A 24,684-nucleotide genomic window follows, 5' to 3' on the forward strand; every position below is an offset into this window, starting at 1 on the left:
TTAGGCCGCCTGTGTTTGATTTTTTAGCTTTTGAGTTATAAAAATAACAGCGAAAGTTAAGGCCATGCATAAAACAATACTCAAGCCTGTAGAGATGTTGAGTGCTGCGCTTGACCATAGGCCTACACTCACCCCAAGCTGAGCTAACACAAATGCCCAAACGACCATTTGCTTTGGTGAATTTGCTAGTAGGCGAGCGCTTAAAGCAGGTATTACGAGTAATGCACCCATAAGTAAAGAACCTACCGCACGTAAGGCTAATACAGTAAATAAAGCTAATAACAGCATGAAAATAAGACGTTGCCAGTTCGCATTTACACCTTCACTAATTGCAATATCTGGATCAATTGCAAACTGTATTTGCGGCTGCCAAAAGCGGTAAAGAATTGCGAGTGATAGTGCAATGATTAAAGTGAAAACAGGTAAGTCGGGCCAATCAATACTCAGTAAGTCACCAAATAAATAACTTAAAAGTTCTGGCCTTAAACTTGGAACATGTTGAATAAATAATAAACCACTACAAAGTAATGTCGCTGAACATAAGGCTAATAGCGCATCATTGGGTAAGCGATTGTCATGTAGGGCCCATAAAATTGCGACCAGTAAAACCGCAGTGCCTGCAACACCAAGCCAAAGAGGAAGGCTTAAAGCACCTGCGATAGCAACTCCAAGTAGTGTACCGTGTGCCATGGTGTCAGCAAAAAAAGACATGCGTCTCCAAAGCATTAGGCAACCAAGAGGTGCAGTTAAAAACACCAGTAAGGTTCCCATAATCCATGCGGGTAACAATAATTGTAACCATTCCATCATGGCTTAAGCTTCCGGTTCAGGGTGGATGTGAGGACGGTCGTTATGAGGGCAGGGGTGTGCTGCATCACCGTGAGCGCAATGATCATGATGATGTTGGTAGAAAACTCGTTGAGTTCCAAAGATAGCCTGATATTCAGGATGTTGTTGAATATTCTCGGGTAACCCACTACAGCAAATATGTTTATTCAAACACACTACGCGGTGTGTTCCTTCCATCACCCATTGTAAGTCATGAGAAACAATTAAGATTGCACAACCATATCGTTCTGGCAGGCTACGTACATAATCATAAAGTTCAGCTTCTGACTGAATGTCTAAACCTTGCATCGGTTCGTCAAGAACTAAAATATCTGGCTGACGAAGTAGGGCACGCGCTAGTAATACGCGTTGGCGCTCACCACCGGAAAGTTGTTGTACTTTTGATTGTTGTAACTTGGATATGCCTGTGTCTTGAATAATTTCCTGACGCAGGGCAGGGGTACATTTTTCTAAATCAAGTAGATCCTGAACACGTAAAGGCAGGCTGTGTGAAGGATTAAATTTTTGTGGCACATACGCCATTTTCAGTTTTTTATAATTAACAATACGTCCGCTACTCGGTTGGAGAATACCAAGTAGAACTTTAATCAGTGTTGATTTGCCAGCACCATTTGGTCCAATTAAAGACACAATTTCATTTTGATGTAGAGCAAAATCAACTTTTTTTAAAATTTCCCGATTATCACGATGAACAGAAACCTGCTCAAGCTGAATTAATACAGGATTTAACGAGTTGTGCGGCACTGTTGGCATTTCCCCGAAATTTCAATAATGCTGTGTTGAGCCACGAACTCATCTGACGCTGCAAGTTGGTCAAGCTGGTGAGTTAAACCTTGAGAAGAGGCTTCTTTAACCATATGACATTCGGTACAGATTAGGAATGCTGCTTGATGGCCTTCGCGAGGGTGGCAACAGGGAATATAGGCATTAATAGAAGTTAGGCGATGGATCAAACCTTTTTCTAATAAAAAATCTAAAGTTCTATAAACAGTTGGAGGAGCAGCTGGACGATCAGTTTGACTTTTTATACGTGCGAGTAAGTCATAGGCACCCATTGGGCCAGAAGCATTTAAAATGAGTTCCAAAACTTCTTTGCGCAAAGGTGTAAGTCGTGCGCCAGTCGCAGAACATAAATTTTCTGCTTCAGCTAAACGGTTTGCGACATTATGGTGATCATGTACACCATGCAAAGAATCATGATGTTCATGCGAGCAGGAACTCATAGAAATAACCTCGAATTTTTAACGGAATATTAGCATGAAGCGATGCTTCATTCGATTAATCTTAGGTATTTTTGTAACTTTGTTATATTATAACATGCTTCGAGCTAATTTAAATTGATGGTCTGTCATGTTCCGTTTTTTTGTTTTCAGTATGTTCTCTCTTTTGAGTACGTTAGGGTGGAGTCAGGGTTTGGTGGTTTCTACACACCCGATCTATCTGATTGCAAAAGAAGTCACTCAAGGTGTTGAAGAACCACAACTCTTATTAAAGGGACAAACTGGGCATGACGTACAATTAACCCCAGCGCACCGTAAAGCAATTAATGATGCATCTTTGGTGATTTGGTTGGGTAAAGCTCATGAAGCACCTCTAAATAAATTGCTAGGTAATAATAAAAAAGCGATTGCCTTATTAGATAGTGGCATAGTTTCTGTTTTACCCCTGCGTAGTACACGCGGTGTGGCTTTACCTAATACAGTAGATACCCATGTGTGGTTAGAACCAAACAACGCGGTTCGAATCGGTTTCTTTATTGCTGCTTTACGTTCTCAGCAGCATCCTGAAAATAAGGCTAAATATTGGAATAATGCTAATATCTTTGCCCGCAAAATGTTCCAGGCAGCACAAGCTTATGACAGCACAAGTAATGGTAAGCCATATTGGTCATATCATGATGCCTATCAATATTTAGAACGCTCTTTAAATTTAAAGTTCGCAGGCGCTTTAACAGATGATCCTCATGTTGCACCAACAGCAGCTCAAATTAAGTATCTTAATGATAATCGACCAAAAGATCAGATGTGTTTGTTAGCGGAAAGTTTTACCACTAAAAGTCAGTATCAAAAATTAGGTAACATTACTTTTCAACCCGTAGACGAGAGCATGAATAACGAGGATGATTTCGTCACTGCATGGAAGAAACTGGCTATAAAAACAGATAAATGTGTATTAAGTACGCAAAAGTAAGATAAAAAATAAACAAAGGCTGACTGTAGCGTCAGCACCACCTGTCATGAAAAACCCCGACTAAAGTCGGGAAAAGATTGCATGTTCAGGGGTGTAACTCTATAATGCCTGCGATTAAAAGCGATCATCAGCTAAACTTGTCAAGCATTTATGCTGTGAGTGGATAAATAATGAGCCGAACTAGTCGCTTGATTGACCGACGATTAGCAAAAGCTTTGGTCTTCTTACAAGCATGTATGATCCCTGTTTCCGCCCTCGTGGCGTGGAGCATAAAAGACATGACAGCAGCATTAAGTGCGGCACTTGGTGCACTGGTTTGCTGGCTTGCTATGAGTTATTTCTCTTGGCAATCCTTCAGAACAGCAGGTGCGAGAGCATCAAAACAAGTGCTGTCTAACATGTATAGGGGCATGTTAGGCAAATTTGCAATCATGATCGTTGGATTTATTTTGATTTTGAGCAATGTTAAACCTTTATCACCGTTAGCATTGCTGTTTGGTTTTATTCTCGTTCAGGCAATGTCGTGGGTCGCTCCGTTTTGGGTGTCACGTCTACAAAAACGGGTGTAGAAACAAGAAGAATTGAAGATTTTTTGGAGGGTGGCGAGATATCGACAGTGCGCCGATGTTCGTTTCCCTTCTTTTTAGTAATTGACATTGACCAGGTGTGATTTATGGCTGCTGAAGAACATGCCCTCACTTCGACAGAGTATATCAAGCATCACTTGACCAATATGACCTATGGCAAAATGCCAGACGGTACATGGAAATTGGCTGAGACTGCTGAAGAAGCTCATTCGATGGGGTTCACTGCAATTCACTTGGATTCAATGGGTTGGTCAATTGGCCTTGGTGTTATTTTCTGTTTGATGTTCTGGATCGTTGCGAAAGCTGCTAATGCAGGTGTTCCAACTAAATTCCAGTCTGCAATTGAAATGATCATCGAGTTTGTTGACTCAAGTGTCCGTGATACTTTTCATGGCAAATCACGTTTAATCGCTCCGCTTGCACTCACTATTTTCGTGTGGATTTTCCTCATGAACTTAATGGACTTGATCCCAGTTGACTGGATTCCTCAAGTTGCAGCGTTTGTAGGTGCAAACGTATTTGGTATGGACCCTCACCACGTTTACTTCAAGATCGTTCCATCTACAGATCCAAACATTACTTTAGGTATGTCTTTATCTGTATTTGTACTTATCTTGTTCTACAGCATCCGCGAAAAGGGTGTTAGTGGTTTCGTCGGTGAATTGGCACTTAACCCATTTAACCCAAGTAATCCAGTTGCAAAAGCGTTGCTTATTCCAGTGAACTTGATTTTGGAATTGGTAACATTCCTTGCTCGTCCGATTTCATTAGCTCTCCGACTATTCGGTAACATGTATGCCGGTGAGTTGATCTTTATCCTAATTGCTTTATTGCCGTTCTGGATTCAATGGGCGTTGTCTGTGCCTTGGGCGATCTTCCACATTCTTGTAATCACGTTGCAGGCATTCATCTTTATGATGCTTACCATCGTTTACTTGAGCATGGCAAGCGAAAAACATTAATGGTATTGCCTAACTATCAAACGATGGTTGGGCTGAATTTTTTTAATTTAATTTGGTAATAACCTAACCTCTGAGGAATTTTTCATGGAACTCACTTTAGGTCTAGTTGCAATTGCATCTGCTATCTTGATCGCTTTCGGTGCTTTAGGTACTGCGATTGGTTTTGGTCTTTTGGGTGGTCGCTTTTTAGAAGCTGTTGCTCGTCAACCAGAATTGGCTCCACAACTTCAAACTCGTATGTTCTTAATCGCGGGTCTTCTTGATGCTGTGCCTATGATCGGTGTTGGTATTGGCTTGTTCTTCATCTTCGCTAATCCATTTGTAGGTTAATCATCTTAATTCCTAAATCCACTATTTGAGGAATTGCAATGAATATCAACCTCACATTGATTGGTCAAGCGATTGCGTTTGCATTCTTTGTTGCATTCTGCATGAAGTTTGTTTGGCCACCACTAATCAATGCGATTAGTGAGCGTCAGCGTAAAATTGCTGATGGCTTAAATGCAGCAGAAAAAGCGAAAGCTGATCTTGCCGATGCACAATCGCAAGTAAAGCAAGAGCTTGATGCAGCTAAAGCACAAGCGGCTCAATTGATCGAACAAGCGAACCGTCGTGCAGCACAATTGATCGAAGAAGCTCGTACTCAAGCTGCGGCTGAAGGTGAGCGTATTCGTCAACAGGCTAAAGAAGCTGTTGATCAAGATATCAATTCTGCTCGCGAAGAATTACGTCAACAAGTAGCTGCTTTGGCAGTAACTGGCGCAGAAAAAATCCTGAACCAGCAAGTTGACGCAGAAGCTCATAATGCCATGCTGTCTCAGCTGGCTGCTAAACTTTAAGAGAGGCGAATCATGGCTGAACTCTTGACGTTGGCACGTCCGTATGCCAAAGCAGCATTTGCTTATGCTTCTGAGCAGGGTGCAACAGACAATTGGTCGAATGCGTTACAAGTGCTCAGTGCTGCGGTGCAAGACGAAGCATTTTCCGCTTATTTAAATCGCCCTGAACTTACTCCTGTGGAGCAAGTGAAGCTTTTTGCTAAAGTTTTAGGTGAAGGTCAATCTCAAGCAGTGTCTAACTTTTTGACACTTCTTGCAGATAACGATCGTTTAATGTTGTTACCTGAAATTGAAGCAGAATATGAACAGCTTAAATCACAGAATAACAACAATGTGGATGTCGTGATTGAATCGGCTTTCCCATTAACTGCTGAACAAGAGCAATTGTTGAAATCTGCTTTAGAAAAGCGTTTCAACAGTACTGTAACTGTTTCAGTTGAAGTTAAACCTGAGCTTATTGCAGGTGTTGTAATTCGTGCAGGCGATCAAGTGATAGATGATTCTGCGCTTAACAAGCTTGAAAAAATGCGTACTCGTCTTCTTGCATAATGCAAATGATGAAGACTGAACTAATAAAAGATTGAGGAATAGCGCAATGCAACAACTGAATCCATCCGAGATCAGTGCGCTCATTAAACAGCGTATCAGCGATCTGGACACCAGCGCGACCGCTAAAAACGAAGGTACCATTGTTATGGTATCCGACGGTATCGTGCGCATTCACGGTCTTGCTGATGCAATGTACGGTGAAATGATCGAATTTGACGGCGGCTTATTTGGTATGGCACTGAACCTAGAACAGGATTCAGTGGGTGCCGTTGTCTTAGGTAACTACTTAAGCCTTCAAGAAGGTCAAAAAGCTCGTTGTACAGGTCGTGTACTTGAGGTTCCAGTTGGTCCGGAACTTCTTGGCCGTGTTGTCGACGCTTTGGGTAACCCAATTGATGGTAAAGGCCCAATTGATGCAAAATTAACTGATGCTGTTGAAAAAGTAGCACCAGGCGTAATTTGGCGTCAATCTGTAGACGAACCTGTTCAAACTGGTTACAAATCAGTTGATACCATGATTCCTGTGGGTCGTGGTCAGCGTGAGTTGATTATTGGTGACCGTCAAACTGGTAAAACAGCGATGGCGATCGATGCGATTATCGCTCAGAAAAATTCTGGCATTAAGTGCGTATACGTTGCGATTGGTCAAAAACAATCAACAATTGCAAACGTTGTACGTAAGCTAGAAGAAACTGGCGCTATGGCGTATACAACTGTTGTCGCTGCTGCGGCTGCTGATCCTGCTGCAATGCAGTACTTAGCTCCGTACTCTGGCTGTACAATGGGTGAATACTTCCGTGACCGCGGTGAAGACGCTCTTATTATTTATGATGATTTGTCTAAGCAAGCAGTTGCTTACCGTCAAATTTCATTACTTTTACGTCGTCCACCAGGTCGTGAAGCGTATCCGGGTGACGTATTCTATCTTCACTCACGTCTTCTTGAACGTGCTTCTCGTGTATCTGCTGACTACGTTGAGAAATTCACTAATGGCGCAGTAACTGGTAAAACTGGTTCTTTAACTGCATTGCCAATTATTGAAACTCAAGCAGGTGACGTATCTGCATTCGTACCAACGAACGTAATTTCGATTACTGACGGTCAGATCTTCTTAGAAACATCATTATTCAACGCAGGTATTCGTCCTGCTGTGAACGCGGGTATCTCTGTATCTCGTGTTGGTGGTTCTGCTCAAACTAAGATCATCAAAAAATTGTCTGGTGGTATCCGTACTGCTTTAGCACAATACCGTGAATTGGCTGCGTTTGCTCAGTTCGCTTCTGACCTTGATGAAGCAACTCGTAAGCAACTTGAACATGGTCAACGTGTAACTGAGTTAATGAAGCAAAAGCAATATGCTCCTTACTCAATTGCTGACCAAGCTGTTTCTGTTTATGCATCTAACGAAGGCTATATGGCTGACGTAGAAGTTAAGAAAATCGTAGACTTTGATGCTGCGTTAATTTCTTACTTCCGCGCTGAATATGCTCCGTTGATGAAACAAATCGATGAAACTGGTGATTACAACAAAGACATCGAAGCAGCAATCAAAGCAGGTATTGAAAGCTTTAAAGCGACTCAAACTTACTAAGTTCAGTTTTAGTTAAGTTTGGTTCACGGATCAACCTTCGGAAGCTCGAAAGAGCTTTCGAATACTAGGTTAAGCGTATGGCAAATTTAAAAGAAATTCGCGCCAAAGTAGCTAGTATCAAGAGCACGCAAAAGATTACTCGCGCGATGCAAATGGTAGCTGCTTCTAAAATGCGTCGTGCGCAAGAGCGCATGGCTCAGGGCCGTCCGTATGCCGATAATATGCGCCGTGTAATTGCTCACTTGGTCCAAGCAAACCCTGAATACAAACACCGTTATATGGTTGATCGCCCAGTTAAGCGCGTTGGCTATATCGTAGTGTCTTCAGATCGTGGTTTGGCAGGTGGCTTGAACATTAACTTGTTCAAGAAAGTTGTGCAGCATGTCAAAGCACAACAGCAGCAGTCAATTGAAGTTGAATTTGCTTTAATTGGTCAAAAAGCGGTTTCGTTTTTTAAGAATTACGGCGGTAAAGTGCTTGGTGCAACTACCCAACTTGGCGATGCGCCGAGTTTGGAACAGTTAACTGGCTCAGTACAAGTTATGCTTGATGCATTTGATAAGGGCGAATTAGATCGTATCTACCTCGTATCAAATGGCTTCGTTAATGCAATGACTCAGCAGCCTAAAGTAGAACAACTTGTTCCTTTAGCACCAGCAGAAGAAGGCGATGATCTCAACCGTACTTATGGTTGGGACTATATCTACGAACCAGAAGCAGAAGAATTGTTAAATGGTTTGTTGGTTCGCTATATCGAGTCTATGGTTTATCAAGGTGTGATTGAAAACGTTGCATGTGAGCAGTCAGCTCGTATGGTCGCGATGAAAGCAGCGACAGACAACGCAGGACAACTGATTAAAGACCTACAACTCATTTACAACAAGCTGCGTCAAGCCGCGATTACTCAGGAAATTTCCGAGATCGTTGGCGGTGCCGCTGCCGTTTAACATTATTAAGTTTGAATTGAGGAGACAGCAATGAGTAGCGGTCGTATCATTCAGATCATCGGCGCGGTTATCGACGTCGAGTTTGAGCGCAATAGCGTTCCTAAGATCTATGACGCTCTCCAAGTTGACGGTACTGAAACTACATTAGAAGTTCAGCAACAGCTTGGCGATGGTGTTGTTCGTACCATCGCAATGGGTTCTACAGAAGGTCTTAAACGTGGCCTTAACGTAACCAGCACAAATGCACCGATTTCTGTTCCAGTAGGTCCAGCTACGCTTGGTCGTATCATGGACGTTTTGGGTCGCCCGATTGATGAAGCAGGTCCTGTAGCGACTGAAGAGCGTTTGCCGATTCACCGTGAAGCACCTTCTTATGCTGAACAAGCAGCTTCTACTGATCTTTTAGAAACTGGTATTAAAGTAATTGACTTACTTTGCCCGTTTGCGAAAGGTGGTAAAGTTGGTTTATTCGGTGGTGCGGGTGTTGGTAAAACCGTTAACATGATGGAGTTGATCAACAACATCGCGAAAGCTCACTCAGGTTTATCTGTGTTTGCTGGTGTTGGTGAGCGTACTCGTGAAGGTAACGACTTCTATCACGAAATGAAAGATTCTAACGTTCTTGACAAAGTAGCAATGGTCTACGGTCAGATGAACGAGCCACCAGGTAACCGTTTACGCGTAGCGTTAACTGGTTTGACTATGGCTGAATACTTCCGTGATCAAAAAGACGAAAATGGTAAAGGTCGTGACGTATTATTATTCGTCGACAACATCTACCGTTATACACTTGCAGGTACTGAAGTATCAGCATTGTTAGGTCGTATGCCATCTGCGGTAGGTTACCAACCTACACTTGCAGAAGAAATGGGTGTTCTTCAAGAGCGTATTACATCTACTAAATCTGGTTCGATCACATCGATCCAAGCAGTATATGTACCTGCCGATGACTTAACAGATCCATCGCCTGCAACTACATTTGCTCACTTAGATGCAACAGTAGTATTGAGCCGTGACATCGCATCTTCTGGTATCTATCCAGCGATCGATCCACTTGACTCAACTTCACGTCAGTTAGACCCATTAGTTGTTGGTCAAGAGCATTATGAAATTGCTCGTTCTGTACAGAACGTATTGCAACGTTATAAAGAGCTTAAAGACATTATCGCAATCTTGGGTATGGATGAGTTAGCTGAAGAAGATAAATTGGTTGTTTACCGTGCGCGTAAAATCCAACGTTTCTTCTCTCAACCATTCCACGTAGCTGAAGTGTTTACTGGTGCTCCTGGTAAATTAGTACCACTTAAAGAAACGATTCGTGGCTTTAAAGGTCTATTAGCTGGTGAATACGATCACATCCCAGAACAAGCGTTCTATATGGTTGGTGGTATTGACGAAGTGATTGCTAAAGCTGAGAAACTCTAATTTAAGGAGATCATCTCATGGCGACTATGCAATGTGATGTCGTAAGTGTTAAAGAGTCTATTTACTCTGGCGCAGTGACGATGTTAATCGCGAAAGGTGCTGGTGGTGAGCTTGGTATTTTGCCAGGACACGCTCCACTCGTAACCTTGCTTCAACCGGGCCCGATTCGTGTTCAGTTGGAAAATGGTACAGAAGAAATCGTCTATGTATCTGGCGGTGTTTTAGAAGTTCAACCTCATGTTGTAACGGTTCTTGCAGATACTGCAATCCGTGCAGACAATTTGGATGAAGCTGCAATTTTAGAAGCACGTAAAAATGCTGAACAATTGCTTGCGAACCAAAAGAGTGATTTGGACTCAGCTGCTGCTTTGGCATCTCTATCAGAGATCTCAGGCCAGCTTGAAACAATCCGTAAAATCAAAAACCGCGCTCAATAAGACGCGGTTCGAGATTGAAAAAGCCACCTTACGGTGGCTTTTTTTATAAGTTAATTTCTAAGATTCAGTTTTTGAATCTGATTTTTCATCTCCAGCCATAATCATGGCGGCTAACTTAACCATATCCATTTGAATAGTATTCAGCTGTTTTTCAATTTGGTCAAAATTGATTTGATCTAATTTCCCATTTAATAACGGCATACTAAGAGCTTGTTGATTGGCATGTAGTAAACTTTGGCGGATATTCTCAATTTCCTGGCTTTTGATATCTAAGGTGAGAAGGGCTTGATTTAAACCTTGTAGTTGCTGTTTTAAAGTTGAAACAGTTGTTTTTAATTCACTTTGATTCTTATCTTGAATTGCTTGTTCAACGTCAAGTTGAGTGTCTTTAAGCTGTTCAACATAATCTCCAGCTTTAAGCTGTAAATTAGCAGCATCTCGGACCATATAAAAAATATTGCCGCTTTTGAGTTCAGTTTTGCTAGGAGCAATATCTGATTCTTGTCGTTCAATAGCTTGATCAGATGCCTGTTCACTTATTTCAGTATTTTCTTGTTCAGTAGCATGATCTCGTGCTTGATCACACCCGAGTAAAAGCATGCCTGAGGCAAAAATTACAAAAGGAAGAAATGCACCCTGTAAAACTTTTTTCATAACTACAAACAACATCAAATAAAGCAAATAGGTACTATAGGCATAAAATATGGAGAAAGATTGTATTTTTGCAAACAAACAACACTTTGAGTAGATAATAAAAAAGAGCGTAGAAAACGCTCTTTTTCATCTTTTTAAAAACGTTATTTTGCTAACTCTGCTTCAACTGCTTTAACAATTTGTTCATCATCAGCAGTTAGGTTTGGAGCAAAACGAGCTACTACTTCGCCATTTTTATTAATTAAGAATTTTTCAAAGTTCCATAAAACTTCTGGAGCTGGATTAGTTGGAATACCTAAACCTTCTAAGCGTTCACGGAAAGGTCCTTCACCAGTACGTTCTGGTTGAGCTGATGTCAAAGTTGCATAAAGTGGATGCTTATCTTCACCTGCAACAGATACTTTAGAAAATAAAGGGAAGTGAACATCGTAATTTAATGAACAGAATTGCTGAATTTCTTCATCAGAACCTGGTTCTTGCTCTTTAAAGTTGTTTGCAGGGAAACCTAAAATTTCAAGACCTTGATCTTTTTTTTCTTGATAAAGCTTTTCTAGACCTTCGTACTGTGGAGTTAAACCACATTTAGAAGCAGTATTTACAATAAGTAAAACTTTACCTTTGTATTGTTCGAGGTCAACCGTTTCACCTGAAATGGCTTTTACTGGAATGTGATATACAGATTGTGTCATGAGTCTTTCCTAAAGATTGTAATTGATATCAAGTAACGCATTTGTTTTAACTGCTATTGATGGGCAGTGCAATAATATTCGTGTTCAAAAAAGAAAAAGATTTTAAAAGATAAACTAAATTCTAGTTATTTCTAATTTGGATAGGCGTTTGCCCAGTATAACGTTTAAAAAACTCGATAAAACTTGAGCTATGTTGATAACCTAAATCGTATGCTAAACGCTTAATGGATGTCCCTTGGCGGATCTGATGAATAGCATAAACAATTTTGGCTCGGTTACGCCATTCCGACAACGAAAGCTGAAGCTCTTGTTGACTCAAACGTAATAAGTGGCGATCACTGACCGAGAAATTTTGAAGCAACTGCTGTAAAGAGTGATCAAAAAGTAATGGGTCTGAGAGTTTTTCTAGTATAGGCAATAAAATAGGATGTCGCGTTTGTGGTAAATAATGTGAATAGGCAGGAGCTTGTTTAAGTTGATCGAATAAAACTTGTAAAAGATGTTCTAAATATTCAGGTTTTCCAGTTTGTTTTTGCTGTTCGAGAATTTGTAAAACTAAGGTTCGAAAGAAAGGCTGAATACTAAAGCATTTACAGACGTCACCTAAAATAGAACAGAGGCTAGGGTGTAATCGAATACAGATATAGTGAATTTCATGGTCGATATGAGTAGATTGATGAACTGTTTGAGGTGGAATCCAAAGCCCATAGCTTGGAGGAGATAAGTAGATTTGTTCCTCTACTTGCATTTCCAAAATGCCATTCAAACTGAAATTAAAATCTCCCCAGAGAGATGCATGAGGACGAACAATATCTTCTTTTTGGTATAGAAATTCATGAACTTCTATACTGTTCAATAAAGAAAATTGTTGGTCCTCATTTTTCATTTATTTACTCTGAATAATATTTTAATTTTCACAAGTCGCTTTAGGATTATTTAAACCTTTTGCTAAGGTAAATGTACTTAGTAATGCTAGGGCAACAAAGCTTAATACACCATAAATTAAAGTATTTTCATTGAAATGATCAACTACATATCCACCTAATAATGAACCTGTCGCAATCATCACCTGAAACATACCTACAAAAAGTGGCATACCTTTTTCAACTGCATTTGGTGCATGTACAAACATCCAGATATTTGCTGAGGTAGGGAAAGCGCCAAATGCGAAGCCCCATAAAGCTGTTAAGACAATAGCACCAAATTCATGAATGGCAAAAAGTGGGAATCCAAAAAATACAATTGCAAAACAAGCACTAACAAAGGCAAGTGTATATCGGACATTTAAATTGCCGCTATATCCGGCGAATGCATTTCCGAAAATACCTGCAATTCCATAGAGCAATAGTAATGAACTAATTGTTGTGCCGTTAAAGCCTGCAATATTTTTGAAGAAAGGTGCTAAATAGCTATAGGCACAAAAATGAGCAAGTCCAATCAGTAAAACAATCAACATACCACTACGTGCTTTAGGGGTGCGTAATAGTGCTGGCAAATCTCTTATGTGAATTGCGGAGTCTGGAACAAGTTTAGGTAAGAAGATTAATTGTAAGATTAAAACAATTAAACCAATTCCTGCGGTAATTCCAAAAGCGCTGCGCCAACCATAAAACTCACTTAACCATGTTCCAATCGGAACACCTAAAACTGTCGCAAAAGTTACACCAGCCATTACTACAGCCGTTGCTTTCGCAATAGGAAGATGCGAGGGAGCTAATTTCCCACTTAAAGCAATTGCTGTCGCCCAGAACCCCCCAATCGAAATTCCTAAAATTAAGCGACTGAGCAATAAAACATGGAAATTTTCTGCAAAGGCAGTAATGGTATTGGCAATGACCATAATGGCTGTCAGCAAGATAAGCACATAACGCCGATCAAGTTGTTTCACAGATACAGGTAATAGAGGGGCGGCAATTGCTGCCATAATGCCGGGTACAGTAATAATAAGACCGGCTGTACCTACTGAAATATTTAAATCTGTTGCAACACTATTTAAAACACCAACAGGTAAAAATTCACTTGTTACTAATGCAAACGCTGCAATCGCAACGGCCAAAATGGCAAACCAGCTCCCTTGAGGGGAGGTCGTGGGTCGCGCTTTAGAAATAGAAGATTGGTCCATAGGAAATCCTTACTTGGCTAAATTTAGAGTGAAGAAAGGCAATTTATTAATTAACTAACGATCATTATGAAAATAAAATAGTTGATAAAAAATCGAACGTCAATTAATTTAATAACGATTGTTATAAAAATAGATGTGATCTTTATGACAAATAGGCATGAAACGAATTTAGCTGCTACAGAAGACGCGCTTAAAAAAAAGCGTGGACGTCCTAAATGCTTTGATGAACAACAGGTTTTGCAAAAAGCAATGTTGCTGTTTTGGGAGCATGGTTATGAAGCAACGTCTATTAGTGATTTAACACAAGCTTTGGAAATTACAGCACCGAGCTTATATAGTGCCTTCGGCGACAAAGAAGGGCTGTTTTACAGATGTGTTGATTACTATTTAGCTCATGAAGGATGTCCGATTGACACTATATTTGTAGAAGCAAAAACTGCAAAAATTGCTGTTGAGTTATATCTTTATGACATTGTTAAAAGACTGGTTCAGCCGAATAAGCCAGCTGGTTGTATGGTGGTTGTTGCTGCTATGAATTGCTCTGATGCAACTCAAGATGTACAGCAAAATCTATTAGATAAGCGCATAAAGACAAAAGAAAAATTATTAAAACGTCTTCAGCAAGGTGTGGAGCAAGGGGATTTATCTTCTCATGCGCCTTTACAGGAAATGACTGATTTTTATACCACTGTCATTCAAGGGCTGACTATTCAAGCGAGAGATGGTGCGAGTAGCGAGCAATTACATAAAGTGGTAGGTCATGCGGTGAAAGCTTGGACATTATTTTAGATTTTAGAAAAAGATGATGTCCTAAGTTCAATATCAATGTCGGAAATACGATATTTCAATTTATTAAGACATTCTTCAAAATAAAATCTCTTTTGTAGATGGTGTATTACTATGAGTCAGGTCATGAAATATCACAAATGGGCATTTATTTTTCCCATTTTGGCAGTACTGATTTGGTCTTTAAACATTGTAGTCACCCGCTATGTCTCGGATTATATTTCTCCGGTAAGTATCAGCTTCTATCGGTGGTTAATCGCTTTTATTATTTTGACTCCATTTATGTTTATGCCTGTGTGGAGACAAAGACGACTAGTAATACCATATTTACCTAAGTTGGCTGTGTTAAGTGCATTTGGGATGGTGCTTTATCAAGGACTTGCTTATACAGCTGCCCATTATACCAGTGCAACCAATATGGGAATTGTGAATGCATTTATTCCTATCTTTACGATCTTTGTTTCGCTTGCGATTTTAAAAGATGTGCCTAATCGATTTGCAGTTTTTGGCAGCATTTTATCCTTCGCAGGTTTGCTATATGTTATGTCCCAAGGAAATATTAATAAGCTTTTAAGTGGTGGCGGACACCTTGGTGATGCATTGATGATTATTGCCGTATTCTTCTATGCATTTTATGGGGTTTTCCTTAAAAAATGGCAGCTTCCACTTCCAATCATGACAAGCTTATATGTTCAGATCGGATTTTCTGTAATATTTCATCTTCCTTTAATTTTTTGGTTTGGACTAGATGCTTTAAATGTACAAAACGCGCCAAGTGCTATTTATGCTGGTGTATTCGCTTCACTCATTGCACCGTTAGTTTGGATGTTGGCTGTTCAACAATTGGGTCCCAATAGAACAAGTATTTTTATGAATTTGGTTCCTGTTTTTACAGCAATTATTGCAAGCATTTGGTTGTCTGAGCAATGGACCATCTATCACACAATAGGTGGGATTGTTATCTTAATTGGTATCATTATGGCTCAGAAAAAAGTCAGTCCTAAAAAGAACAGCTTAATGCAAGAGCAAAACTAAAGTCGTTAAAAAAACTATGGCATATTTTGAAAAAAACTGATGAAAATATGCCATTTTTTTCTTAGTTAAAGTTTTTCTATATGATTTATAAATAGTTTATAAGAATAGATTGAAATATAAATATTAAAAAAGCCGAGTAAAAATATTAATATAATTTTAATTTATAAGCGAAAATTCGTAAATTCCCTACACTTTTCATGCTTTTTTTAGAGAAATAATATATTTCTCTCATTTGATCTCTTACTACATAATAGCGACCACTACGAAAGACGTGCTTTTTTTACAAATTATCTTTCGTTGCAGAGATATTCAAACCCTCTGGATGCGGTATATACCCATCCTTTTTTATGCTCAGTTATCCCTATATAACTGAGCTTTTTTTTGTCTGAAATTAGGCGCGAATAATCTCTCCAGTGAGAGCATTAATAATTCTACTTGGCTGCTGACTTTGGCCTAAATCACCATTGAGATAGTTTAATTGTGAACCAAAGTATTGGCAGGCATCTTGTAGTGAATGAGCAGGTTCTTGCCCACTTGGGTTGGCACTCGTCGAAACAATAAAACCATGAAAAGCATTGCATAATGCCACACACAAAGGATGTGTGGTGACTCGAACAGCAACAAGTGGATGTTCACCTTTAATCCAAGAAGGAATATGTTCGCCAGCAGGTAATAGCCAAGTTGTGGCTCTTTCTGAAGGTTGATGATTCGTCCAACAATCAATAATTTCTTGTTGGGTTGTTTGAGGTAGAGAAGTTAGTAGGTGCTCAACTTGGCTAATATGACCTGCTAATAAAATCACTCCCTTTTCAATAGGCCTTTGCTTTAACTCAAGAATCTTTTGAAAAGCTTGTTCGTTAAAAGGGTCGCAACCTAACCCCCAAACTGCCTCAGTTGGATATGCCAAAACTTGACCTTGTTGTAAACATTCGGCTGCTTCGGTAACTGAGGTGGTAATCATGGTAATACTCTTCCTTTCAATCAAACAGAATTGCTATTACGCTCCAGCACTAAGAGCGACAACGTAAATACAGCCCTGATTGTTGCATACATAAACCAAGTAGTTCTAGTTCCATGAGTGAAGAGGTGAGTTCTGCCACAGGTTGTGAGTGGTGTATGACAAGCTGGTCAATATTTTGTCCGACCCAGTCTAAAGACTGATAAAGGTTAATCAAATGTTCAGGAATTTCTGGGGCACAAGAAACCACGACCTCTTCAGTTGAGTTCTGTTGCTGACTTTGCCATTGAGTAGGTAAAGCAAGATCTTCAATAATCTGCTCAGGATGATCGACTAAAATGGCTCCTTCACGAATAAGTTGATGGCAGCCCTGATGAAACTCACTGTAAATATGGCCAGGAATGGCAAATACGGTTTTACCTTGCTCAGCAGCTTTGTTCGCAGTAATGAGAGAACCACTTTTTAAAGTCGCTTCTACCACTAAAACACCTAAACTCAGGCCACTGACAATTCGGTTCCTACGAGGAAAATGTTGCTGTAATGGGGGCGTACCGGGCAAAAACTCAGTAATGATGGCGCCGTTTTGAGCTAAGATATGTTCTGCAAGTTTTTTATTTTGAGCAGGGTAGGTACTGTCTAAACCTGTTCCTGTCACAGCAATCGTACGTTGATGTGCTGAAGCTCCTTGGTGAGCAGCTTCGTCAATCCCATATGCCAAACCACTACTTATATAAAATCCTTTTTCACTTAAGTAATAGGCAAAATCATAAGCAACCTGACGACCATGCGGGCTTGGTTTTCGACTACCTACAATCGCAATTTGTGGTTGTAACAAAGCTTGAGCTTGGCCTTTTCCAAATATGATGGGTGGATGGTCTGTATAAGGTAGTAATTGCGTAGGATAGCCAGAGTCTTCTGACGTTAAAATAAAGTCGGTATATTGCTGAATCTGCTCAATCAGTTTTTCAAACTGAGCTTGACCCTGAGCAGTTTGAAATTCATCTATGCGTTTTAAATGATTAGCATGTAACCCGAGATTGCGCCATTGAGATAACCCAGCAGGTTGGACCGCCTTTTCACAGCTCCCAAAACAGTTGACAATTTTTTTGAAGCTAACTAATGAGTGTTGCACCAAATACCACACTTTAAGCGTGTGGTAATGGTGTGAAGAAAGTTGAGTAAGCATTGTAAAGGGTATATCCAGCGTTAATCATCAAAACGAGGTGGCTGAATACTTGAACCAACTTTAATAGGTAGGTCACTTTCTAATACGTAGGCATAGCTAAGCTGATCAAAGGTTCTGAAAACCATCAGACTACCAATCTGTTGTCCTGGTAACTGTATTGGTTCTTTGGTTTTAGGGTCTCGAATAGTCTCACCCTTTTGAGTAATATCAAAAACTTGCCCTACTTGAATCCCTTGTGCTGTACCTCGGTCCAAAGTCACCACACTATTTTTTGCAGCGCTGCCAATTGAACCCATTACACGAATGATCTTGCCAGCATCTGTAACTTGAGTGGCATCTACTGGATAAAACAAAGTAGGTAATGTTGCTTCTTCTTCCGGCATAACCCGATCACCACGACGCACTTCGGAATTATAGCTATCCGTTAACTCAAGCGTTGTTATGTCTTTTTCAGAAGAGATCGCAATCCCTGAGGCAACTTGTTGCAGTTCAATACCTAGACTATGCTTTTTACCTTTACTGTCTGTGAAATAATAAGGTTCACCTTCACGGTAGACTGCATAACGTTGACCATTAACTAAACCTTGTCCGCGTGCATAAATGGTTTGGCCTCTTGCGGCAAGCACGCGTTGATCAGCAGTTCCCACAATATAAGGAGTGTGTTCAATTGCGTCGGCTGGCAAAATTGTGCTGTGTTCTAACCACTGTTTGATATGTTCAAGTGGAATAACAGGCACATTGTCGTTAAGCGATTCCACACGAACTTGAGGTTGCAAGTTTGTCATTTGGCCTGTGTAGCGACGAATAATGCCAACGCAACCATCTCCCTCATCTTTACCGATCAATGGTCGACCCGCTAAACTGCATAACAACAATCGGTCACCAGGATAAATCCAGTGTGGATTTTTGACATGTTGATTATTTGCCCAGATTTCTGGCCAGCGCCAAGGTTTACTTAGGAAATGACCGGAAATATCCCACAGCGTATCTCCGCGTTTTACAACGTAGACATGTGGTGCATTACTTTTTAGAGAGGGTGGATTATGGTTTGGACTAGCAGCATGAACCTCTGCTACTGTACCCATTGCAACCCCTGTAAAAAGTGCGAAAGCAAGTAAATGCTTTTTTATCCCCAAAGCATGAAATTCAACCATGCCGTTAAAAACCTTTTTCATTATGATAATTCCTAAAAATTATGCGTGCAGATGCGTTATAATAGGCGGCTAACACACAATTTTTCGATGAAGTATTTCCTTCATTTGGTTTTTCAATCAATGGCATAAGTGAGGACGTCAGTATGGCCTTATTACCTATTTTAAGTTTTCCTGATCCCCGTCTTCGTACCATTGCTAAGCCTGTTGAAGAAGTTACTGATGAAATTCGTCAACTTGCAGCAGATATGCTTGAAACCATGTATGCCGCACCCGGTATTGGTTTAGCAGCTTCACAAGTAGATCGTCATATTCAGTTAATCGTTATAGATTTATCTGAAGCTAAAGATGAACCCTTGGTTTTTATTAACCCCAAAATCACTCCACTGACAGAAGATAAGCAGCAGTACGAAGAAGGCTGCCTATCGGTGCCACAAATATACGACAAAGTTGAGCGCCCGTCACGTGTGAAAATTGAGGCAATTAACCTTGAAGGTCAAGCATTTGAGATAGAAGCTGATGGACTTCTCGCTGTTTGTATCCAACATGAAATGGATCACTTAAATGGCAAATTATTTGTGGATTATTTGTCGCCACTTAAACGTCAGCGTGCTCGAGAAAAAGTCGAAAAAGTTGTTCGTCAACGTGAGCGTGAAAAAGTTGCAGTAAAACGTTAAAAATTTCTATTCTTGAAACATTAATATAGTGTGGATGTGATTTTTGGTTTTTCGTAGTGGTTTACTGCTTGCATGTGCAGCAGTATTTTTACAGGTTGCGGTATTTCTACAGCCGCTATTACCGAAGCAATATCAAATTGCTCCGGTCTGTGAAACTATTACTCGTGCTTTGCTTAAACCCAAAGCACAGATGGAAACCATGTCACATACCATGCATTCACATCATGAACATCATATTGAACAGGCACAAGCTTCTGGGCAACATGATCATCATGATGCAAATCACCAGTGTCAATATTGTACCGTCTATGCCAATCTGGTTTTACCACCTGAATTTGGTGTAAAAGAAGTTTTAGTCCGCATACAAGTCCGCTTAGTTGCCTATCAACAAGCATTTCGACATGTTTACTTTGCGCTACAGCGACTTTTCCTACTCCCGCAAGGGCGCGCACCGCCTCTATTTGCATAAATAAAAGCAATTTTTTGTTGGGGTCTTAACTGACTTCAATATCACTTTATTTATGTTTTAGAGCGTATAAAAATGCCACATTCTAAATTCTTATTACAGCCTCTATGGGTTGCGATGCTTGCTGTCTCTCATTCGGGTCTAGTTTTTGCTGATTCAGAAAGAAATGATGTTGATACCAAAACACTTCACTCATTAGCACCTATTGTTGTTACAGCACAGCAAGGCAATGATGCAAATGGTCTGATTGTACATGCCGACCCGAAACAGCCCATTCAGCCAGTACCTGCTACAGATGGGGCAGATTATCTACAAAGTATTATGGGTTTTAACTCAATACAAAGCGGTGGAACAAATGGTGATGTGACCTTCCGAGGCATGTTTGGTTCACGTATCAAAATTTTGACAGATGGAACAGAAAACCTAGGTGCATGTCCAAACCGTATGGATGCTCCAACTTCTTATATCTCTCCAGAAAGTTATGATCGTATTTCTGTCATTAAAGGTCCACAAACGGTTCAATATGCCAATACAGGTTCTGCTGCAACAGTGCTTTTTGAACGTCAACCTGAGAAACTCACCTCTGAAAAACCTTATCGTGGGCAAGCGAGTGTCTTATTAGGTTCCTATGGACGTATTGACCATAATGTTGAAGCGGCAATTGGTGATGAGAAGAAATATATCCGTTTAAATGCCAACCGTTCAGAGTCTAATAGTTATCAAGATGGTGACGGCAATACCGTGCCTTCAGGATGGAAAAAGTGGAATGCTGATGTAGCACTTGGCTTTACTCCAGATGAAAACACATGGATTGAACTCACAGGCGGAAAATCTGATGGTGAGTCGCTTTATGCTGGACGTTCAATGGATGGTTCTCAGTTTGCGCGTGAAAGCTTAGGGCTACGCTTTGAAAAGAAAAATATCACTGACGTCATTAAGAAAATTGAAGGACAGGTGAACTACAGCTATAACGACCATATTATGGATAACTTTAGCTTACGTACTCCGCCATTAGTTGAAATGAATCATGGTGGTATGACCATGCTGATGCCGAACGCGATGGCAATGCAGGTAACGCGCCGTACATTAAACTCACGTTTGGCCATGACTTCTGAATGGAATAAGTGGAGTTTGATTACAGGTGTAGATTCTCAATTCAATAAACATGGCGGTAGCATGTCATCGCCAAATATGCCTTCCATGAATGTTCCATATCGTCAAGATATGCGTTTTCAATCATACGGTGTTTTTGGTGAACTTGGTTATCAATGGAACGATCTCAATAAACTGGTCACAGGTGTGCGTTTAGATCGAGTCACAGTTGAAGATGAACGTGCCGATTCTCAAGCACAAGGTTTTAACACCAAACTTGAAAAGACTTTACCAAGTGCATTTGTACGCTGGGAAAATCAACATCCTGAGCATGACCTAAAAAGCTATATCGGTTTAGGTTATGTAGAGCGTATGCCTGATTATTGGGAGCTTTTCTCGCCTAAACACGGTAATGCTGGCTCAACCAATACTTTTAACGGTGTGAATCCTGAGAAAACATTACAGTTGGATATGGGCTTCCAGCAGCAACATGGTGCTTTAAATACATGGGCTTCTGCTTATGCAGGCTTAGTAGATGACTACATTTTAATGAGTTACCACCATCATCCAAGTATGGGAATGGATGGGCATGACATGAGTCATGATATTACTGCGGGTGCCAAAAATGTCGATGCAACCATCGCAGGCGCGGAAGCGGGTATTGGATATCAATTTACCGACCATATTCAGGCAGATTTGAGTGCTATGTATGCGTGGGGTAAAAACACCACAGATGACAAACCGCTACCTCAAATTTCCCCTTTAGAAGGTCGCTTAAATATTCGCTATGTGGCTGACAAATATAACTTAGGTCTGTTGTGGCGTGCTGTTGCTGAGCAAAACCGCGTGAGTCTACATCAAGGTAACATCGTGGGGTATGACCTCAAACCAAGTAAAGGTTTTTCAACTCTTTCTTTAAACGGAAGTTACAACCTTCGTAAAGATATTGATGTCTCTGTTGGTATCGATAACGTACTAGATAAAACCTATACCGAACACTTAAACAAAGCGGGTAGTGCAGGTTTTGGATTTGCGAGTGAAGAGCAATTCAACAATATCGGAAGAAATTACTGGGTTCGTATGAGTATGAAGTTTTAATAACCTATAGCGAATGAAATGAACTGAAAATATTAATTGAATGAGAGAAATGAAATGACAAATAAATTATCGCCTGAACAATCGTGGTGGGGATGGAAGTCACTTATTGTGGCTTGTATCTTGAGCTTATTGTTTATGATCATTTTTTACTTGGCGATCAACAATGAGCCTGACTACATGCCAAGTCAAAAAAATAAGCAAATGGTGGAAACACCTGAGCAAATGAATCACGCTGAAATGCATAGTTCATCATCTCAATAAGCATCTTAATATTTGAAAAAGGAAGTCTGGTTAACAGACTTCCTTTTTTATTTTTAGGTTTTAAAAATTATTGATGCATACTTGCTAAGGTTTTTGCCTTACCTTGATTCTGATAAAGCGTTAAGCCAAGTTTTTGTAAATTACGACCCGATTGAGTTAAAAACCTTTCAACTTTTGGTGAAAATTTTGCGCCGTTATAAAGTACTGAATTACGCAAAATCAGATAATAAGCAAACCATGAAGCAGACTGCTGTGGCAACCCGAGTAGTTTCATTCTTTTCTTACCAATAAAAAATTGGGTAAGTTCTAAATGTTGCCGATAAGCAAGTTTCTGCTGTAAAGAACGCAAATGCAGATATTGTCTCTCAAAAGGCTCTTTAGATAAGCTTGATCCTAATTCAATACTGCTGTGATCGGAACGAGGGTGTGCAAACTGCATCAAGTAAAGTAATCGCCAGCCTTCAGTTTCAGATTGAATAAGCCACTTTTCATCAATACCCATTAACCAGCCGACATAACGCCAAAAATGTAAAAAACTCTTAGCTTCTTCTTTTGTTGGCCATACACCTAAAGCTCTAATACCGAGTAAAACTACACTGCTAAAGGCCAAATTAGTCATTGCTAAATCAAATTGATTAAGAGGAATTCCCCAAACTTCACTATCCCAACGATCAGACTTTTTTAATTGTCGGCGAACAAGTGCGTGAATAAAGCGAACATAAATCGTTGAGGTGAAACCTGAGCTTAAACGAGAAAGTCCTTGAGGTTCAGTAATATCAACCCACCATTTTGTAGTTTCTGCTAAACGAGTACCCGCCTGTTTCTTTAATGCGCCCGTTAAAATTAGAGGCTGATTAAATCCCGGATATAAGTATCCTGCCATTAAAGATAAATCTCTAAGGATAAAACCATTATTTACTCCTAAACGATGAGTAAATTTAACAGCCTCATCAATTTGGCGCTGGTCTAACCATTCGGGCTTTTGTTCAATGTAATTAAAGAAATTTTCTAACTCAGTAGGTTTCGGCTCAGAGAGGTCATTGCAGCCTTGAAATAATATCTTTTCAAAAATCATGCGATGATCTTTGGGGTTTTGCATAACCCAATCAATCACCTTATCCATTTCAATGTCCCCTTCACAAAGAGCACGTTGTAAAGACACATATTCTGTATAGTTTGGTTGAGCTGGTTTTTCGCAACAGATATTTAAAAACTGAGTAAAGAAATTACTGTCTTGCATGTCATTAAATGAAGCAAGTCGAGTTGGGCTAATCGTTTGCATATCGTTACTTACTTATTGAACTGAATAATAAATAGGCTAATATGAATAATTATTCGCATTCAATTCGCATTTAACGAATAAACAACCGATGAGAAAAGCTCCACAGCAACAGCGTTCAAAAATTATTGTTGACCATATTTTAGAGGCGACACAGCACTGTATTGCCCAATATGGCTTACTACATACTACGACTCCTAAAATTGCAGAGAAATCTGGAGTAAGTGTAGGTTCGATTTACCAATACTTTGATAATAAAGATCAAATCATAGAAGAACTATTACGCCGTAAAAGCGAACTATTAGGACATCAACTTAAAGAGTTGGTTATGCAGCAAGGAAATATTCCTTTAGACCTGCTCATCCCCTTGGCGATAGAACTAGGGTTTAATGCATTAAAAGCCGATCATGGATTTTTTATAGAAGTACTGAAACATTGGCATAACTATAGCCATTCGCAAGCTGCTCAGATTTTAGAAAAGCATTTTTTTGAAGTCGGGCTATATACATTTAGTAGAAATTCTCATCAGTGGGACTTCGAACAGGTGAAGCATAAATCCTTTGTAATTATTAATAGTACGCTTTTTACGATGATGCGATATGTGAGTCAGAACAATTTTCTTATATCAGAACAACAACTTAAGCGAGAATTGTCGAGTATGATCTTGGCATATTTAGGTCAAAAATAAATAATTAAAATAATTATTTATATAAAACAATATGTTATATTGGTTTTTGATTTAAAAGTGAACGCTCAAGTCATAAGTTTCTAATTTTCGCTTGCAAAGGGATGTTAATCCTCTATAATGCACATCCATCGGCGGTGATGCAGATAAGAACTTGTTGAAAAACAGT

Annotated in this window: 28 protein-coding genes; 17 read left to right on the forward strand and 11 right to left on the reverse strand. The window is 39.9% G+C overall.

Translation table 11 applies throughout. The features are described 5' to 3' along the window. From znuB to QLG01_RS02000, 3 genes are read right to left on the reverse strand one after another with little or no spacing between them, the layout of a single operon-like run. Positions 1-810, reverse strand: coding sequence for a zinc ABC transporter permease subunit ZnuB (gene znuB / locus QLG01_RS01990; protein ID WP_004795302.1), 810 nt, complete (start codon positions 808-810; stop codon positions 1-3). Between the two features lie 3 nt (positions 811-813). Beyond that, positions 814-1,602 carry a metal ABC transporter ATP-binding protein gene (znuC, locus tag QLG01_RS01995; protein WP_199988160.1) on the reverse strand — a complete coding sequence of 263 codons (789 nt, stop codon included), beginning with the start codon at positions 1,600-1,602 and terminating at the stop codon, positions 814-816. Beyond that, a complete protein-coding gene (locus tag QLG01_RS02000; RefSeq protein ID WP_005309148.1) occupies positions 1,575-2,072 on the reverse strand; it encodes a transcriptional repressor in 498 nt (165 codons plus the stop codon). The genes znuC and QLG01_RS02000 overlap by 28 nt, the downstream gene beginning before the upstream one ends. Before the next feature lie 127 nt (positions 2,073-2,199). On the opposite strand from QLG01_RS02000, the gene QLG01_RS02005 reads away from it, so the two are divergent. The 10 genes from QLG01_RS02005 (at position 2,200) to QLG01_RS02050 (ending at position 10,376) form a co-directional block, all read left to right on the forward strand. Then, the gene (locus tag QLG01_RS02005) at positions 2,200-3,039 is read left to right on the forward strand and encodes a zinc ABC transporter substrate-binding protein (RefSeq protein WP_049838246.1); all 840 of its coding nucleotides are present in this window, start codon (positions 2,200-2,202) and stop codon (positions 3,037-3,039) included. A gap of 170 nt (positions 3,040-3,209) precedes the next feature. After that, positions 3,210-3,608, forward strand: coding sequence for an ATP synthase subunit I (locus tag QLG01_RS02010; protein WP_282495716.1), 399 nt, complete (start codon positions 3,210-3,212; stop codon positions 3,606-3,608). Positions 3,609-3,712: 104 nt separating this feature from the next. Then, complete coding sequence (atpB, locus tag QLG01_RS02015) at positions 3,713-4,588, forward strand: F0F1 ATP synthase subunit A (protein ID WP_004795298.1); 876 nt, start codon at positions 3,713-3,715, stop codon at positions 4,586-4,588. 84 nt (positions 4,589-4,672) lie between these two features. Next, a complete protein-coding gene (gene atpE / locus QLG01_RS02020) occupies positions 4,673-4,918 on the forward strand; it encodes a F0F1 ATP synthase subunit C (protein ID WP_000424060.1) in 246 nt (81 codons plus the stop codon). A 38-nt stretch (positions 4,919-4,956) separates the two neighbouring features. Next, complete coding sequence (locus tag QLG01_RS02025; RefSeq protein WP_004795296.1) at positions 4,957-5,427, forward strand: F0F1 ATP synthase subunit B; 471 nt, start codon at positions 4,957-4,959, stop codon at positions 5,425-5,427. Positions 5,428-5,439: 12 nt separating this feature from the next. After that, positions 5,440-5,976, forward strand: coding sequence for a F0F1 ATP synthase subunit delta (locus QLG01_RS02030; RefSeq protein ID WP_004795294.1), 537 nt, complete (start codon positions 5,440-5,442; stop codon positions 5,974-5,976). A gap of 46 nt (positions 5,977-6,022) precedes the next feature. Beyond that, positions 6,023-7,567 (forward strand): F0F1 ATP synthase subunit alpha, encoded by a 1,545-nt coding sequence (atpA, locus tag QLG01_RS02035; protein ID WP_004795293.1) that lies wholly within the window; start codon positions 6,023-6,025, stop codon positions 7,565-7,567. Positions 7,568-7,644: 77 nt separating this feature from the next. Further along, positions 7,645-8,514, forward strand: a complete 870-nt coding sequence (gene atpG, locus QLG01_RS02040; protein ID WP_002114131.1) for a F0F1 ATP synthase subunit gamma — start codon at positions 7,645-7,647, stop codon at positions 8,512-8,514. A 30-nt stretch (positions 8,515-8,544) separates the two neighbouring features. Further along, positions 8,545-9,939 (forward strand): F0F1 ATP synthase subunit beta, encoded by a 1,395-nt coding sequence (gene atpD / locus QLG01_RS02045; protein ID WP_004795290.1) that lies wholly within the window; start codon positions 8,545-8,547, stop codon positions 9,937-9,939. A 17-nt stretch (positions 9,940-9,956) separates the two neighbouring features. Next, positions 9,957-10,376: a F0F1 ATP synthase subunit epsilon gene (locus QLG01_RS02050; RefSeq protein ID WP_004795288.1), complete on the forward strand. Its 420-nt coding sequence runs from the start codon at positions 9,957-9,959 to the stop codon at positions 10,374-10,376. A 57-nt stretch (positions 10,377-10,433) separates the two neighbouring features. Here the strand turns inward: QLG01_RS02050 and QLG01_RS02055 are convergent, their stop codons facing one another. The 4 genes from QLG01_RS02055 to QLG01_RS02070 all read right to left on the reverse strand — a co-directional run bounded on the left by QLG01_RS02055 (position 10,434) and on the right by QLG01_RS02070 (position 13,841). Continuing rightward, a complete protein-coding gene (locus QLG01_RS02055; protein WP_081402319.1) occupies positions 10,434-11,030 on the reverse strand; it encodes a hypothetical protein in 597 nt (198 codons plus the stop codon). 143 nt (positions 11,031-11,173) lie between these two features. Beyond that, on the reverse strand, positions 11,174-11,719 hold the full coding sequence (locus QLG01_RS02060) for a glutathione peroxidase (RefSeq protein ID WP_252060638.1): 546 nt from the start codon (positions 11,717-11,719) through the stop codon (positions 11,174-11,176). A 121-nt stretch (positions 11,720-11,840) separates the two neighbouring features. After that, positions 11,841-12,605 (reverse strand): helix-turn-helix transcriptional regulator, encoded by a 765-nt coding sequence (locus QLG01_RS02065; RefSeq protein WP_282495717.1) that lies wholly within the window; start codon positions 12,603-12,605, stop codon positions 11,841-11,843. A gap of 21 nt (positions 12,606-12,626) precedes the next feature. Next, positions 12,627-13,841 carry an MFS transporter gene (locus QLG01_RS02070; protein WP_004795280.1) on the reverse strand — a complete coding sequence of 405 codons (1,215 nt, stop codon included), beginning with the start codon at positions 13,839-13,841 and terminating at the stop codon, positions 12,627-12,629. A gap of 135 nt (positions 13,842-13,976) precedes the next feature. On the opposite strand from QLG01_RS02070, the gene QLG01_RS02075 reads away from it, so the two are divergent. Both QLG01_RS02075 and QLG01_RS02080 read left to right on the forward strand, forming a co-directional pair. Next, on the forward strand, positions 13,977-14,630 hold the full coding sequence (locus QLG01_RS02075) for a TetR/AcrR family transcriptional regulator (RefSeq protein ID WP_282495718.1): 654 nt from the start codon (positions 13,977-13,979) through the stop codon (positions 14,628-14,630). 111 nt (positions 14,631-14,741) lie between these two features. Next, positions 14,742-15,662, forward strand: a complete 921-nt coding sequence (locus tag QLG01_RS02080) for a DMT family transporter (protein WP_282495719.1) — start codon at positions 14,742-14,744, stop codon at positions 15,660-15,662. Positions 15,663-16,053: 391 nt separating this feature from the next. Here QLG01_RS02080 and QLG01_RS02085 read toward each other — a convergent pair whose 3' ends face one another. From QLG01_RS02085 to QLG01_RS02095, 3 genes are read right to left on the reverse strand one after another with little or no spacing between them, the layout of a single operon-like run. Further along, positions 16,054-16,623, reverse strand: coding sequence for a Sua5/YciO/YrdC/YwlC family protein (locus QLG01_RS02085; protein WP_013199176.1), 570 nt, complete (start codon positions 16,621-16,623; stop codon positions 16,054-16,056). A 49-nt stretch (positions 16,624-16,672) separates the two neighbouring features. Next, positions 16,673-17,806: a DNA-processing protein DprA gene (gene dprA, locus QLG01_RS02090; protein WP_282495720.1), complete on the reverse strand. Its 1,134-nt coding sequence runs from the start codon at positions 17,804-17,806 to the stop codon at positions 16,673-16,675. Positions 17,807-17,826: 20 nt separating this feature from the next. Next, positions 17,827-18,981 carry a LysM peptidoglycan-binding domain-containing protein gene (locus QLG01_RS02095; RefSeq protein WP_191900723.1) on the reverse strand — a complete coding sequence of 385 codons (1,155 nt, stop codon included), beginning with the start codon at positions 18,979-18,981 and terminating at the stop codon, positions 17,827-17,829. Between the two features lie 122 nt (positions 18,982-19,103). Here QLG01_RS02095 and def point away from each other — a divergent pair, with 122 nt between their 5' ends. The 4 genes from def to QLG01_RS02115 all read left to right on the forward strand — a co-directional run bounded on the left by def (position 19,104) and on the right by QLG01_RS02115 (position 22,551). Beyond that, a complete protein-coding gene (gene def / locus QLG01_RS02100) occupies positions 19,104-19,634 on the forward strand; it encodes a peptide deformylase (RefSeq protein WP_004795267.1) in 531 nt (176 codons plus the stop codon). A 43-nt stretch (positions 19,635-19,677) separates the two neighbouring features. Continuing rightward, a complete protein-coding gene (locus QLG01_RS02105) occupies positions 19,678-20,103 on the forward strand; it encodes a DUF2946 family protein (protein WP_005309169.1) in 426 nt (141 codons plus the stop codon). Positions 20,104-20,175: 72 nt separating this feature from the next. Then, positions 20,176-22,290, forward strand: coding sequence for a TonB-dependent copper receptor (locus QLG01_RS02110; RefSeq protein ID WP_282495721.1), 2,115 nt, complete (start codon positions 20,176-20,178; stop codon positions 22,288-22,290). Positions 22,291-22,344: 54 nt separating this feature from the next. Then, positions 22,345-22,551 (forward strand): hypothetical protein, encoded by a 207-nt coding sequence (locus tag QLG01_RS02115; protein WP_013199171.1) that lies wholly within the window; start codon positions 22,345-22,347, stop codon positions 22,549-22,551. Positions 22,552-22,618: 67 nt separating this feature from the next. Here the strand turns inward: QLG01_RS02115 and QLG01_RS02120 are convergent, their stop codons facing one another. Beyond that, a complete protein-coding gene (locus tag QLG01_RS02120) occupies positions 22,619-23,833 on the reverse strand; it encodes an oxygenase MpaB family protein (protein ID WP_282495722.1) in 1,215 nt (404 codons plus the stop codon). Between the two features lie 88 nt (positions 23,834-23,921). On the opposite strand from QLG01_RS02120, the gene QLG01_RS02125 reads away from it, so the two are divergent. Beyond that, positions 23,922-24,518 (forward strand): TetR/AcrR family transcriptional regulator, encoded by a 597-nt coding sequence (locus QLG01_RS02125; protein ID WP_282495723.1) that lies wholly within the window; start codon positions 23,922-23,924, stop codon positions 24,516-24,518. Positions 24,519-24,684: the final 166 nt, after the last annotated feature.

Origin of the sequence: Acinetobacter sp. V89_4 (genome assembly GCF_029967875.1) — a bacterium.
Lineage (GTDB): Bacteria > Pseudomonadota > Gammaproteobacteria > Pseudomonadales > Moraxellaceae > Acinetobacter > Acinetobacter oleivorans.